Origin of the sequence: Mucilaginibacter lacusdianchii (assembly GCF_009770985.1) — a bacterium.
GTDB lineage: Bacteria > Bacteroidota > Bacteroidia > Sphingobacteriales > Sphingobacteriaceae > Mucilaginibacter > Mucilaginibacter lacusdianchii.
Map to the genome: position 1 here is coordinate 754,354 of NZ_WSRW01000001.1, position 13,888 is coordinate 768,241.

Here is a 13,888-nt window from a genome sequence, read left to right on the forward strand (position 1 = left end):
TATTGATATACATATAGCAATAACCCGCAAAATGTTTGTTTTACCTTATAAATTTATTTCTGATGCTCAGATACATACCCTAAATGCTCGATAATGTGTACTTTTGCGCTTTAACCACATGCTATGTATGATACCCTGAAACCGGTTTTACAGCAAGAGTTAGCTGATATAGAAAACGCCGGCTTATATAAAAGAGAACGTATTATTACTTCGCCACAAGGTGCCGACATTACGGTACAAGGTGGTAAGGAAGTAATTAACTTTTGTGCCAACAATTACCTGGGTCTGTCTTCACACCCAAAGGTAATTGAAGCTGCTAAAGCTACAATGGACGAACGTGGCTATGGCCTGTCATCTGTTCGCTTTATCTGCGGTACGCAGGATATTCATAAAGAACTGGAAAATAAGCTATCCGAGTTTTTAGGTACCGAAGACACCATTTTATACGCTGCAGCATTTGATGCCAATGGTGGAGTATTCGAGCCATTGTTTAATGATCAGGATGCAATCATATCCGACGAACTGAACCATGCTTCAATTATTGATGGTGTACGTTTGTGTAAAGCACAACGCCATCGCTACAAACATGATGACATGGCCGATTTGGAAGAAAAACTGAAAGCTACGCAGGATTTACGTCACCGCATCATCGTTACCGACGGTGCCTTTTCCATGGACGGTACAGTTGCCCAATTAGACAAGATTTGTGACCTGGCTGATAAATATAAAGCTTTGGTGATGATTGACGAAAGCCATTGCTCGGGTTTTATGGGCAAAACAGGTCGCGGTACACATGAACACCACAACGTGATGGGCCGTATAGATATTATTACCGGCACATTGGGTAAAGCCTTAGGTGGTGCATCGGGTGGTTTTACATCGGGCCGTAAAGAGATTATCGACATGCTGCGTCAGCGTTCTCGCCCTTACCTATTCTCTAACACCTTAGCTCCAGCTATTACCGGCGCATCAATCGAGGTGTTGAACATGTTAAGCGAAACTACCAATCTGCGCGATAAGCTGGAAAATAACACCCAGTACTTCCGTGAGAAAATGACCGAGGCTGGGTTTGATATTAAACCAGGCGTTCACCCTATTGTACCGGTGATGCTGTATGATGCCAAACTATCGCAAGAATTTGCCGCCCGTATGCTGGAAGAAGGTATTTATGTGATCGGTTTTTATTATCCGGTAGTACCGCAAGGCAAAGCACGCATCCGGGTTCAAATTTCGGCCGCACATGAGGTTGAGCATTTGGACAAGGCTATTGCCGCCTTTACCAAAGTGGGTAAAGAGTTAGGTGTATTAAAATAGCACTTAACAAATTATTTTTGCTATAACAAAAACATGGGCATACTAGCCCTTTAATGTAAGCTATAACCCTGAAACATGCAGGATTTAATCAATCAATATACGGAGGAAGTAAACAGCTTTTCGCCAGCTAATGCCGACGAGCTGGAAACCTTCCGCATTAAGTTTTTAGGTACCAAAGGTATCATCAAAGACCTTTTTGAACAGTTTAAGAGTACCACGCCCGAAGAGAAACGTACCTTGGGTAAAGTATTAAACCAATTCAAACAGCTAACGGAAGGCAAATACCAGGAGTTGAAAGAACAGTTCGACTCTCAACTAACTACGCAAAGCACACAGCAGGACTTAACCCTGCCGGGTGAAGGTTTTGCTGTAGGCTCGCGCCATCCACTATCGCTGGTGCGTAACGAAATCATCGACATTTTTAAACGCCTGGGCTTTGTGGTAGCTGAAGGTCCGGAGATTGAAGACGACTGGCACAATTTCTCCGCCCTGAACTTTCCGGAAGAACACCCGGCGCGCGATATGCAGGATACTTTCTTCATCACCAAAGATGATGGTACAGATAGTATCGCCCTGCGTACCCACACCTCATCAGTACAAGTACGCATGATGGAAAGCGGCAAACCGCCGTTCCGTGCTATTATGCCCGGCCGCGTGTATCGCAACGAGGCTATTTCGGCCCGTGCACACTGCTTTTTCCACCAGATTGAAGGTTTGTACATCGACGAAAACGTATCTTTTGCCGACCTGAAGCAAACTTTATATCACTTTGTACAAGAGTTGTATGGCGAAGGTACCAAAGTGCGCTTCCGTCCATCTTACTTCCCGTTCACCGAACCTTCAGCCGAAATGGATATATCATGTACCATTTGTAAAGGTGCCGGTTGCAACATGTGTAAGCACAGCGGCTGGGTTGAAATTTTGGGCTGTGGTATGGTTGACCCGAATGTGTTGGAAAACTGCGGCATCGATTCAAAAAAATATACCGGCTTTGCTTTTGGTATGGGTGTTGAGCGTATTACCAACTTAAAATATGTGATACGCGATTTGCGCCTGTTTTCTGAAAATGATGTACGCTTTTTGAAGCAGTTTAAAACCGAGATTGTGTAAATGAAAAAGTTCTGTTTTCTCTTTTTAGTGATAGTGGGTTTGGTGAGTTGTGGAAAAGGAGACCAGAGTTATATACCCAGCGTTAACGTTAAATTCAGTTCAACGTTTGCTGATCCTAATTTAAGCCGATTATCCAGTCCCGGCAATGCCGCCATAGTGAACGGCTATGGCATTGCCGGGTTGGTTATTTACCATAAACTTACCGGTGGCTATACTGCGTATGACCGTTGCAGCAGCTATCAACCCGAAAAAAAGTGTGCCGTAACACTAGATGCAGCCGGGTTTACCGTAACCGACCCTTGCAGCGGCTCTAAGTTTTCGTTAGAAGATGGATCACCGGTAAAAGCCCCTGCTACACGTTCATTAAGGGCTTACACGGTTACAGTTTCGAATAATTTTAACATATTTGTATCTAATTGATACATGGAAGCCGATAAAATAAGAGAAAGCATAAAACGGTCAGCACAGGAGCTTTTCCGCAAATTCGGTTACCACAAAACCAGCGTTAACGAGATTGCCAAAAAGGCCAAAATTGCAAAGGCCACCATTTATAAATACTTTGACAGCAAAGAAGCCATTTTGCATTCGCTGTTGATGGATTATATCCAGGTAAGTGTTGACGACCTGATTCACACCGACTCGCCGGAGCTGGACGAAGAAACACATCTTTCCAACCTCATCATGAAAACCTGCCGTTTATCGTACACCGTATGTAACGAATTTATTGGTTGGGATTTCATCCGCGAATCAACCAACTCGCAGGAGTTTTTGCGTAACCTGTCAAACGAATTGGAAGATTTGCTGGTAAGCTCATTCACTACCTATGGCGGTATCCGCAAACACGAAGGGTACCAGCAACGCATCCGCTTTTTGATTAAATGCAGCAAAAACATCGTGTTCAGCTTTGCTTTTACTTCGGTAAGCGACTCGGATGTGCGTAAAAACTTCGTTTCTTTTCAAAAGGAAATTCTTCCTTATTTAGTTAAAGCGGCTATTACGATTTAACATTATTCCGTTGCGGATTATCTTCCCTTAACAAATCCTTTTTGCAAATTTAATCTGTATACCAATTTGGTTTTTGGTATAATATGTTGCTATATTTGGGTAAATCAACCCCAACATCCTATGAGCCGCGAATTAACCGAATTTTCAGACCAGATAGAAGAGCGCTTTGATGTAGCCGATGTGGATACCGAAAACCTTTGGCTTTTCATCCTCAGCATATTTCAATAGGCTGGTTTTGTAGTTGCGCCACTATTACCCTGCTTGCAGGGTAAATGGCTGTGTTTTGCCTTAAAAGTTACATTTACGATTTCAATAATTAGGGTTAACTTTGCAGCCTGATGAGGAGAAATTCTGCCCCGAACAAAAGGTTCGAAGACGTAATGATAATTGATATTGCCGAAGAAGGTAAAGGCGTAGGCAAAGCCGAAGATTTTGTACTGTTTGTGGAAAAAGCCGTGCCCGGCGATGTAGTGGATGTTGAGGTATACCGCAAAAAGAAAAACTTTGGCGAAGCTAAAATCACCAGTCTTAAACAAGCATCGGCCCACCGTACCGAGCCTTTTTGCGAGCACTTTGGTACCTGCGGCGGCTGTAAATGGCAGCACATGACTTATGAGGCGCAATTGCTGTTCAAACAAAAAACAGTAACCGATGCCCTGAGCCGCTTGGCCAAGGTAGAGGTAAGCCATGCTTTACCTATTGTGGCCTCCCCTGCCGATCGTTATTATCGTAACAAGCTGGAATATACATTCTCGAACAAACGCTGGCTTAACGACGGCGAGAACCGCAGCGATGAAGCGGTGAATATGGATGCTTTAGGCTTTCACATTCCCGGCCGGTTTGATAAGATTCTGGACATCAACCATTGTTACTTACAGGCCGATCCGTCAAACGATCTGCGCCTTAAAATACGCGACTTTGCCAAGCTGCACAACATCAGCTTTTATAATTTAAAAGCACACGAGGGTGCCTTGCGCAACCTGATTATCCGTACCGCTGCCACCGGCGAACTGATGGTGATTGTGGTTTTTGCTTATGCCAGTGAGGAAGAAGTGAACTTGGTAATGAGCTTTGTAGAAAGCGAATTCCCCGAAATCACCTCGCTGTTGTACATCCTGAATCAGAAAAAAAACGATACCATATTTGACCAGGATGTAATTGCCTGGAAAGGCCCCGAATATATACTTGAGGCGATGAATGATATTAAGTTCCGCATTGGCCCTAAATCATTCTATCAAACCAACGCCATACAGGCCCAGCGGCTGTATGAGATAGCACGCGATTTTGCCAATTTTACCGGCAACGAACTAGTGTACGATTTATATACAGGTGCTGGTACCATTGCTAACTTTGTAGCTAGCCATGTGCGCGAGGTGATTGGCGTGGAATACGTGCCATCGGCTATTGAAGATGCCAAAATCAATTCGCAAATCAACAACATCAGCAACACTAAGTTTTACGCCGGCGACATGAAAGATGTGCTGAATGCCGAGTTTGTAGCAGAGCATGGTAAGCCAGATGTGATCATCACCGACCCGCCACGTGCCGGTATGCATGCCGATGTGGTTGAACGGCTGATGGAAATTGAAGCCAATAAAATTGTGTACGTAAGCTGCAACGTAGCCACACAAGCCCGCGATTTAGTTGTATTAAAAGAAAAGTATGATGTGGTACAAATACAGCCGGTAGACATGTTTCCGCATACACAACATGTGGAAAACGTGGTGTTGCTGCATTTGAGAAAGTAGTGAAAGAGCGGAGAGCGGCAATTAAAGAGCGTTTCTTTTTTGTCATTGCGAGGAACGAAGCAATCTCATCTCATGATATGGTAGCGACGGGATTGCCACGCTATCGCTCGCAATGACAAGGTTTTTATTGAGAACTTGATGTTTAATACTTAATTTTTACCTGAATGAATCCGGAAGAATTACTAAATGAAAATGGCCATCAGAAAGGCGAAAGCCCTTTGAAAAGCCTCGAGATAGATTTACGTTTATACAGTGAATCGTTACGTGAAGTTGCGGTAGAAATTATGGTGGAGGGCTTATCGGCCTACCCAATTTTTGTGGCGCACCAGCATGAGGTAAGTTTAGGTGAGTTGGTGCTAGACAAAGAAGAGCTGAACACAGAATGGACAATAAACGCTTCTACTTTGGAAGAATTTGTAGAGCGCGGCATCATAAAAAAAGAATTAAAGCAGCGCTTTATTGATAACTATAAAAGTCCGCATGATTATATGTGCGTATTTGCCATAGTGCCCGAAGGTGCCAACTTTGTATTTTTCCCTTATGGGAAAGAATAATCTATATATTTGATGAGTAGTGAATTTCGGTTTCATAGTTACACAACAGATAACCGACAACTCACTATAGATAACTGACAACCAACTATCCCATGCCCGATAAAAAGCTTTTAATACTTAATCCGCAACAAATTCAGCAAAAGATAGACCGCATTGCTTACCAGATATTGGAAGACAATTATGAGGAGCAGGAAATTGTAATTGCCGGCATTTTACCACAAGGTAGCCTGATGGCCAAACGCCTGAAAACTATATTAGAAGGCATCGCTCCTTTTACCTGTAAAATGATCAACATTGAATTGGATAAGCAAAGCACCACTTTACAATTCAGCACTGATACTGACATCAATGAATGCAATAATAAAGTAGTGATTATTGTGGATGATGTATTAAACAGCGGTAAAACCATGGCTTACGGTTTCGGCATATTTTTAGATGTGCCGCTTAAAAAGCTGCGCACCGTAGTACTGGTTGACCGCAATCACAAAAGTTTTCCGGTAAATACGGATTTTGCAGGCATTGCGCTTTCTACTGTTTTAAAAGAGCATGTGTACGTGTCGTTAAGCGAAAACGGTGAGGAAGACGCTGTTTATCTGGCTTAATTAGGAGTAAGTATTTAATACTTACTATCAAACAGGTACTACCTGTTATGGTACATTTCAATTTATAAGTTCAACGTGAACCTGCGCAATACTTACCTGGCCAACTTCATCAATTTGCTGTTTCCGCAATTGTGTCAGGCATGCAAAACTACATTGCTGGGTACCGAGCATTTAATTTGTACAGACTGCCTCTACCACTTACCTTACACCAACTTTTACAACCAGCCCGATAATATTGTAGCCAAACAGTTTTGGGGCAAAGTAGATTTGCAGGCTGCTTGCGCATTACTGTATTTTGAAAAAGGCGGCAAGGTGCAGGAACTGATGCACAACTTTAAGTACAATAATGCACCTCAAATTGGCAACAAACTTGGAGAAATAACCGGTTCGCTACTGGTACAAAACCCAATTTATAATACTGTAGATGCCATTGTACCTGTACCGCTGCACAAAAAGCGATTGAGAAAACGCGGTTATAATCAAAGCGCCTGCTTTGCTGAAGGATTGGCCAAAAAACTCCAAGCACAGGTATCTGAAACTAATTTAATCCGAAAAGTAAATACAGAAACCCAAACCCTTAAATCGCGCTTTGCACGGTTCGAGAACATGAAGGAAGTATTTGCCATCCATAAGCCCGAGCAACTAACAGGCAAACATATTTTGCTGGTGGATGATATTGTAACTACCGGCTCAACACTTGAAGCCTGTGCCCAGGCATTGCTAACGGTACCCAATATTAAATTAAGCATTGCCACAATTGCTTATGCAGTGTAAGGTTAGCCACTATATGCAACAAAATGACTAATTGTTTGTAAGACAAAAGGTATACCTTTGCTTCTGCAATCAATCAATGAAAAAAGCTTTAATCACGGGCATCACCGGTCAGGATGGTGCTTACCTGGCTGAGTTATTATTGAATAAAGGTTACGAGGTGCATGGCCTAAAAAGGCGCTCGTCATTGTTCAACACAAGCCGTATTGACCATTTATACCATGATCCGCACGAAGCCAATGTGAGGTTTAAACTGTATTACGGCGACCTGACCGACTCCGTCAATATAGTACGCATCATACAAGAAATTCAACCAGACGAGATTTATAACCTGGGGGCAATGTCGCACGTGAAGGTAAGCTTTGAAACCCCTGAATATACGGCGAATGCCGACGGCATCGGTACTTTGCGTCTGTTGGAAGCTATCCGCATCCTGGGTTTAGAAAAAAAGACCCGCATCTATCAAGCGTCTACTTCAGAATTGTATGGTTTGGTGCAAGCTGTACCGCAATCAGAAACCACACCTTTTTATCCTCGCTCACCTTACGCTGTAGCTAAGCTATACGCTTACTGGATTACCGTCAACTACCGCGAAGCTTATGGCATTTATGCCTGCAACGGTATCTTGTTTAACCACGAAAGCCCGCTAAGAGGGGAAACCTTTGTTACCCGTAAAATCACCCGTGCAGTAGCTAAGATAGCTATGGGCTTGCAAGATAAATTATATCTGGGTAACCTGGATGCACAGCGCGACTGGGGACATGCCAAAGATTATGTAGAGGCCATGTACCTGATTTTACAACAGGACACCCCAGAAGACTTTGTGATTGCCACCGGCGTAACCACCCGTGTAAGGGAGTTTGTGCGGTTGGCATTTTTAGAGTTAGGCATTGAGGTAGAATTTAGCGGCAAAGGTACACATGAGCGTGGCGTAGTAATAGATATGGACGAAGACCGCATGCACGAACTGGGCCTTAACCCCGACAACCTTAAATTCGGACAAACCGTTGTGAAGGTCGATCTGCGTTACTACCGCCCAACCGAAGTAGATTTACTGATTGGTGATCCGACAAAAGCTAACCAAAAACTGGGTTGGCAACCCAAACACACTTTACAAGAGCTGATTACTGACATGGTACAAGCCGATTTAGAGACAGCTAAACAAAATAACTTTTTACAACAGCGGGGATATTCAACGCTCAACCATTTAGAATAAGCACCTGCATATAACTTTAACATCTATGAAAAAACTGCTTACTAATTTATTTTTATTGCTCGTACTTGCAGGCAGTGCTTATGCACAATCGCAGTACCAGCCTTATTCTTTTCAGTTTTACCAAAAGTTTAGCCGCGATTTATACTCAACACAATCGCGAGCACATACGGCTATTAAGCCCTACTTTGTGGATGACAGTTTATTGAAAGACCGGTACGACTCGCTGATGAATTATGGTACTGATCCGCTGGTGAAACGCAGCTGGTTGCACCGGAAAATTTTCAATGAACACTTAATTGATGTACAAAACGACGAGTACACTTTCTATGCCGACTTTCTGCCTGACTTAACTGTTGGCCGTGATATTTCCGGTAAAAACACCACCTGGCTTAACACCCGTGGCTTTCAGCTAGGCGGTACCATTGGCAATAAATTTTCATTTTACACCAGCGGATATGAAAACCAGGCCCGGTTCCCAAACTATTACGACAACTACACCCAGCAAATGGAAATGGTGAGCGGTCAGGGTAATTTAACCCAAAATTCATTGAACAAACGTACACGTGATTGGTCGTACGTGACGGCATTGCTGTCTTATACCCCTATCAAATACCTGAACATCAGCTTGGGTATGGATAAAACTTTTATTGGTGACGGTTACCGTTCAATGCTTTTGTCTGATTTTGCCGCACCTTATCCGTTATTACGCCTAACTGCCAACTTGGGCAATGTGCGCTACATGGCCATGTGGACTTACATGAGCGACCCAACCGCTACACGTTTCAATCCCGACGACTTCCGTCGCAAATGGGGCGCTTTCCAATATGCAGACTGGAATGTATCTAACCGCGTGTCGCTGGGTTTTTTCCAATCGGTAGTTTGGGCAGCTCAAAATGAAAACGGTACCTCACGTGGGTTTGACTTTAATTACGTTAACCCATTCATCTTTTTACGTCCACTCGAATCATCCTCTAATCGTTCGCCCGATAACGTGAACCTTGGTTTTACCGGCAAATACAAAATCACCGACCAGGTAACCGCTTATGCACAATTATCGCTGGATGAATTTGAAGCCAAAAACTTTTTTTCGAGCAATGGCAGCTGGCGAAACAAATATGGCTGGCAGCTGGGTTTCAGAGGGGCCGATTTGTTCCATGTACGTTCTTTAAACTATTTGGTTGAGTACAACAGTGCAAGGCCATATACCTTTACTGAACGCAGTTCATCTATCATCAATTATGCCCACCAGCGCGAACCACTGGCTCACCCCTTTGGCGCTAACTTCCGCGAGTTTGTGGGTATCCTTAATTACAGCTACCAGCGTTTTGATTTTAGCCTGCAAGGTAACTATGGCTTATATGGCTTAGACATCAACGGACTGAATTACGGTAAAGACATCTTTAAACCATACAGCACAGTAGTGCAACTACTGGATAACCGCATTGGTCAGGGCCTACGTACCAACCTGTATTATGTGGAACCTAAAGTTGCCTTTTTGCTTAATCCAAAATACAATTTGCGTATTGAATTAGGAGGTATTTTTAGGGTAGAAAAGAACGATGTATTCAATCAAAAAACATCATTGGTTAGCATAGGCTTGCGTAGTTCATTCAGAAACATTTATAATGATATAGCCACGGCAAGGCTTTAGTTTTGCTTAATAATAAGAAAGGCTAACCAAATGGTTAGCCTTTCTTATTATATGTGTTTTAAAATTCTTAATTCCTGACTATATACTCTTGAATCTAACTTTAAGAAGCGATAGTATGCCTTTTCTGTTGCACACCCATGCTTTTCACCTGCTTCACAATGCCGGCGGCATCGTAGCCGCACTCAGCCCAAAGCTCAGGTTGTTCACCGTGTTCAATAACAGCATCAGGAATACCCAGGCGGATCACCTCAGCCTGGTATTTATGGTCGGCCATAAACTCCAGTACAGCACTGCCGGCACCACCTTCCAGGCAGCCGTCTTCAACGGTGATAACTTTATTGTATTTGGTAAACACTTCATGCAATAAAGCTTCGTCTAGTGGCTTTACAAAGCGCAGGTCGTAGTGGGCAGGGTAATAACCTTCGGTGTTTAGTTGGGCGGTAGCTTTAACCACCTCGTTACCTATTGCACCAATAGAAAGGATAGCCACTTCTTCACCATCGCATATTTTACGGCCTTTACCAATGGTAATGGCTCTGAACGGACGGCGCCAGTCTACCATCACACCGTTTCCGCGTGGATAGCGAATTACAAATGGGCCCGCATTTTCCAATTGGGCGGTATACATCAGGTTACGCAGTTCCTCCTCGTTCATGGGTGATGATACTACCAAATTTGGAATGCAGCGCATATATGCCAAATCATAAGCACCGTGGTGCGTTGCCCCATCAGCACCAGCCAAACCGGCACGGTCCAGGCAAAATACCACGTTCAGCTTTTGAATGGCTACGTCATGGATCACCTGGTCATACGCCCGCTGCATAAAGCTGGAATAGATATTACAGAAGGGTACCAACCCCTGTGATGCTAAACCAGCCGAAAAAGTAACAGCGTGCTGCTCGGCAATACCTACGTCGAAAGCACGTTCGGGCATGGCCTTCATCATCAGGTTCAATGAACTGCCCGACGGCATAGCCGGCGTAATACCCATTATTTTAGCGTTCTGCTCGGCCAGTTCTATCATCGTATGCCCAAACACATCCTGAAACTTAGGCGGCTGGGGCTTTTCATAATGTGTTTTTTTGATTTCGCCAGTAATTTTATCAAACAAACCGGGCGCATGCCATTTAGTCTGATCTTTTTCGGCCAGTGCATAACCTTTACCTTTTACGGTAACACAATGCAACAATTTAGGTCCGGGAATATCGCGCAAATCGCGCAATACCTTTACCAGATGCTTAACATCATGCCCGTCGGTAGGTCCAAAATACCGGAATTTTAATGACTCAAACAGGTTGCTCTGTTTAAGCAAAGTGCCTTTAATGCTTTTTTCTATCTTTTTAGCATATTTCAAAGCGTCAGGCCCTATAGCCGATAGCTTTGAAAGTACATAGCCAATATCAGCCCTAAAAGTATTGTATGGTTTTGATGTGGTAATATCTGTCAGATACTCTTTCAAAGCCCCCACGTTGGGGTCTATCGACATGCAGTTATCGTTTAAAATAACCAGCAGATTACTGTTGGCAATACCTGCATGGTTTAGCGCTTCAAAGGCCATACCAGCCGTCATAGCACCGTCACCAATAACGGCTACGTGCTGGCGGTCTTTCTCGCCTTTATAATGCGAGGCTACAGCCATGCCTAACGCCGCGGAGATAGAGGTAGATGAGTGTCCTACCCCAAAAGTATCGTACTCACTTTCAGCGCGCTTTGGAAAACCACTAAGCCCACCGTACACCCGGTTGGTATGAAAATTATCGCGGCGACCGGTTAAAATTTTATGACCGTAAGCCTGGTGGCCTACATCCCAAACCAATTGATCGTAAGGTGTATTCAGTACATAATGCAAGGCAACACTTAACTCAACCACGCCCAAACTGGCCGCAAAGTGACCACCGTTTACCGATACCACGTCAATAATATACTGTCGTAATTCCTGACAGATTTGCTCCAGATCGTCCTCATTAAACTTCTTTAAATCAGAGGGCGAATCGATTCTTTTCAGTAAATCACCGGCCGGTACTTGCATTGACATTCTGTTCGGGTAAATTAACTTACAAAGTAAGTCATTTTAGTTGGTAAATTAATTGACAAATTACACACTAATGTTGTTTCGCCAACTATGAAATGAGGTAGTATTTACACCCATTTTTGATATTTACCACCAGCTTTAATTCAACAAAACAAGCATGTTTTATCACAACCTGCACTGAGATCATCGAGTTGCTAACGAGAGTGCAATGACGATTTCATAATTTTTTTCGATCTGATAAATGTGCCTTTGTGTATGATAAATCGCTAGATACATCCACTCTAATCGCGTAAGCATACCAAAAACCGGCACTTCTTGCCCAAGGCACACCTCTGTCAAATCAAAGCTTTGGGCTGCATTAGCAATGGCTATTTTAACATGCGCTAGTTTACATTGTAAATCATCCTTAAGCAAAGGCGCGTTGCCGGGTACAATCGTTTTGGCAGCCTCATATTTTGCATTAAAGTCTAAAAACACCTGTGCCAGCATATGCCTTTTTTCGTCGGGTGAGCGTTGCACTGGCATTACCGGACCTTTAAAAATAAGCGGTATAATCTCCTGCGATTTAAGTAAATGCTCCCCTACCTGAGCGGCCGTCCAGCTACCGGTAAAAGGATTAGTATTTAGTTGTGATGCACTGTAACGGTTAAGCACTTCCTGCAAACGCTCGCTGGTGGCTTGCCATTGCGAAATAACTTCTGTAAACATAGTTGTAATTGATTTAAGTGTCAGGTAAATCAAATTTACTGGCCAATGCAGCAAACAAGCAGGTGCATATACGGCAATTTGAGGGTTAAATACGACATTTGGATTTTGTCAAATTTTGCAACTCTTTTGAGGATTATAACCAAAGTCCTATTATCGCGTCTGCAATCTGTTACTTTATCATGAATATTCTTAAATACCGTTTTTCGCTAACTTGCCTATGCGTTCTATTAAGCCTGATGCTGTTGCTGCAAAGCTGCAGCCATGAACCGGGCGTTTGGCGCAATGATGAGATACAAAATGGTTTGCGCAAAGATTTGCATAAACTGAACGACGAGTTACTGACTGCTTTGAAAGCTGGTGACCCGAAGCAGATGGATGAAATGTTATCGGCCGAATTATTGGAAAGCGGCCAATTATATCGTGAAGCGCACTTACTAAGCCTGCGCATGAAAAACGATACGTATAAGCTATTAGCAGATTTTTATATAGTGCACGAAAAGCGCGGCTTAAACCAAGTTGATGGCAATATAGACGGCAACAAGTTCACACTTAGTTACGATGCGTTGATGCAGGACATGTACATAGCTATGTTTGTACCACAAAAGGCAGTCGAAAAAATGATGATTACAGCGGTGTACTACAAGTACAATTACGGCTGGAAGCTATTTTTATTAAATGAGGGACGTTACACCGAAAACAACCAAACGGCACCTCAATTATTGAAACGTGCGCTTAGCCAGTACAACAAGCATCAATTGGTTGATGCCGTTCTGACCACCAATATGGCCCATGACTGTTTGCGTCCCAACGAAATGTGGCACTATCCTATTGATGATCATACACACGCTACACTAGGTAAAGCTATTTCAGAAGCTAATCAAGCATATAAATTCCCATTTACGCTAACTCAGGCACCTACTCATCCGCGTATTATTCACATTTCTAACAAAATAACGTCCGAGGGTACTTTTCCTGTCATATATTACTTATCAACCGTAAAAGTGAGCGATACCACTGCGTTAAAGCGCGAAAACGAAATGATACAGCAAGTGATTGGTCAAGCCATACCGGGTATTGATCAGGATAAAAAGTATGTGTATTATACCGCTTATAATGAGATGCCTAATTACCACAAGGCGGTTGATAGTTTTGAGATGATAGAGCGGGTGAAATAGCT

General features: G+C 43.3%; 13 protein-coding genes. 11 read left to right on the forward strand and 2 right to left on the reverse strand.

Features of this window, described 5'->3' with window-relative positions; translation table 11 throughout:
- Nucleotides 1–123: 123 nt before the first annotated feature.
- The 10 genes from kbl to GPM24_RS03510 all read left to right on the forward strand — a co-directional run bounded on the left by kbl (nt 124) and on the right by GPM24_RS03510 (nt 9,971).
- A complete protein-coding gene (kbl, locus tag GPM24_RS03465; protein WP_158825339.1) occupies nt 124–1,314 on the forward strand; it encodes a glycine C-acetyltransferase in 1,191 nt (396 codons plus the stop codon).
- A 75-nt stretch (nt 1,315–1,389) separates the two neighbouring features.
- Nucleotides 1,390–2,424: a phenylalanine--tRNA ligase subunit alpha gene (pheS, locus tag GPM24_RS03470; RefSeq protein WP_158825340.1), complete on the forward strand. Its 1,035-nt coding sequence runs from the start codon at nt 1,390–1,392 to the stop codon at nt 2,422–2,424.
- Nucleotides 2,425–2,844 carry a Rieske (2Fe-2S) protein gene (locus GPM24_RS03475; protein ID WP_158825341.1) on the forward strand — a complete coding sequence of 140 codons (420 nt, stop codon included), beginning with the start codon at nt 2,425–2,427 and terminating at the stop codon, nt 2,842–2,844.
- A gap of 3 nt (nt 2,845–2,847) precedes the next feature.
- Complete coding sequence (locus GPM24_RS03480) at nt 2,848–3,429, forward strand: TetR/AcrR family transcriptional regulator (RefSeq protein ID WP_158825342.1); 582 nt, start codon at nt 2,848–2,850, stop codon at nt 3,427–3,429.
- Nucleotides 3,430–3,767: 338 nt separating this feature from the next.
- Nucleotides 3,768–5,177, forward strand: coding sequence for a 23S rRNA (uracil(1939)-C(5))-methyltransferase RlmD (gene rlmD / locus GPM24_RS03485; RefSeq protein WP_158825343.1), 1,410 nt, complete (start codon nt 3,768–3,770; stop codon nt 5,175–5,177).
- Between the two features lie 164 nt (nt 5,178–5,341).
- Complete coding sequence (locus tag GPM24_RS03490; RefSeq protein WP_158825344.1) at nt 5,342–5,731, forward strand: hypothetical protein; 390 nt, start codon at nt 5,342–5,344, stop codon at nt 5,729–5,731.
- Between the two features lie 92 nt (nt 5,732–5,823).
- Nucleotides 5,824–6,333: a phosphoribosyltransferase family protein gene (locus tag GPM24_RS03495; RefSeq protein ID WP_158825345.1), complete on the forward strand. Its 510-nt coding sequence runs from the start codon at nt 5,824–5,826 to the stop codon at nt 6,331–6,333.
- A gap of 75 nt (nt 6,334–6,408) precedes the next feature.
- Complete coding sequence (locus GPM24_RS03500) at nt 6,409–7,107, forward strand: ComF family protein (RefSeq protein ID WP_158825346.1); 699 nt, start codon at nt 6,409–6,411, stop codon at nt 7,105–7,107.
- A 76-nt stretch (nt 7,108–7,183) separates the two neighbouring features.
- A complete protein-coding gene (gene gmd / locus GPM24_RS03505) occupies nt 7,184–8,320 on the forward strand; it encodes a GDP-mannose 4,6-dehydratase (RefSeq protein WP_158825347.1) in 1,137 nt (378 codons plus the stop codon).
- Between the two features lie 25 nt (nt 8,321–8,345).
- Nucleotides 8,346–9,971 carry a gliding motility protein RemB gene (locus tag GPM24_RS03510; protein WP_158825348.1) on the forward strand — a complete coding sequence of 542 codons (1,626 nt, stop codon included), beginning with the start codon at nt 8,346–8,348 and terminating at the stop codon, nt 9,969–9,971.
- A 100-nt stretch (nt 9,972–10,071) separates the two neighbouring features.
- On the opposite strand, the gene dxs is transcribed toward GPM24_RS03510, so the two are convergent.
- Complete coding sequence (gene dxs, locus GPM24_RS03515) at nt 10,072–12,000, reverse strand: 1-deoxy-D-xylulose-5-phosphate synthase (RefSeq protein WP_158826039.1); 1,929 nt, start codon at nt 11,998–12,000, stop codon at nt 10,072–10,074.
- A gap of 186 nt (nt 12,001–12,186) precedes the next feature.
- Nucleotides 12,187–12,711: a DinB family protein gene (locus GPM24_RS03520; protein ID WP_158825349.1), complete on the reverse strand. Its 525-nt coding sequence runs from the start codon at nt 12,709–12,711 to the stop codon at nt 12,187–12,189.
- Nucleotides 12,712–12,890: 179 nt separating this feature from the next.
- On the opposite strand from GPM24_RS03520, the gene GPM24_RS03525 reads away from it, so the two are divergent.
- A complete protein-coding gene (locus tag GPM24_RS03525; RefSeq protein WP_158825350.1) occupies nt 12,891–13,886 on the forward strand; it encodes a hypothetical protein in 996 nt (331 codons plus the stop codon).
- Nucleotides 13,887–13,888: the final 2 nt, after the last annotated feature.

What these genes read in the sequence shown, in the direction of transcription:
- GPM24_RS03525 (WP_158825350.1), top strand. Translation starts at nt 12,891, where the DNA reads ATGAATATTCTTAAATACCGTTTTTCGCTAACTTGCCTATGCGTTCTA.
- dxs (WP_158826039.1), bottom strand. Translation starts at nt 12,000, where the DNA reads ATGCAAGTACCGGCCGGTGATTTACTGAAAAGAATCGATTCGCCCTCT.
- kbl (WP_158825339.1), top strand. Translation starts at nt 124, where the DNA reads ATGTATGATACCCTGAAACCGGTTTTACAGCAAGAGTTAGCTGATATA.
- GPM24_RS03510 (WP_158825348.1), top strand. Translation starts at nt 8,346, where the DNA reads ATGAAAAAACTGCTTACTAATTTATTTTTATTGCTCGTACTTGCAGGC.
- rlmD (WP_158825343.1), top strand. Translation starts at nt 3,768, where the DNA reads ATGAGGAGAAATTCTGCCCCGAACAAAAGGTTCGAAGACGTAATGATA.
- GPM24_RS03520 (WP_158825349.1), bottom strand. Translation starts at nt 12,711, where the DNA reads ATGTTTACAGAAGTTATTTCGCAATGGCAAGCCACCAGCGAGCGTTTG.
- pheS (WP_158825340.1), top strand. Translation starts at nt 1,390, where the DNA reads ATGCAGGATTTAATCAATCAATATACGGAGGAAGTAAACAGCTTTTCG.
- GPM24_RS03495 (WP_158825345.1), top strand. Translation starts at nt 5,824, where the DNA reads ATGCCCGATAAAAAGCTTTTAATACTTAATCCGCAACAAATTCAGCAA.
- gmd (WP_158825347.1), top strand. Translation starts at nt 7,184, where the DNA reads ATGAAAAAAGCTTTAATCACGGGCATCACCGGTCAGGATGGTGCTTAC.
- GPM24_RS03475 (WP_158825341.1), top strand. Translation starts at nt 2,425, where the DNA reads ATGAAAAAGTTCTGTTTTCTCTTTTTAGTGATAGTGGGTTTGGTGAGT.
- GPM24_RS03480 (WP_158825342.1), top strand. Translation starts at nt 2,848, where the DNA reads ATGGAAGCCGATAAAATAAGAGAAAGCATAAAACGGTCAGCACAGGAG.
- GPM24_RS03490 (WP_158825344.1), top strand. Translation starts at nt 5,342, where the DNA reads ATGAATCCGGAAGAATTACTAAATGAAAATGGCCATCAGAAAGGCGAA.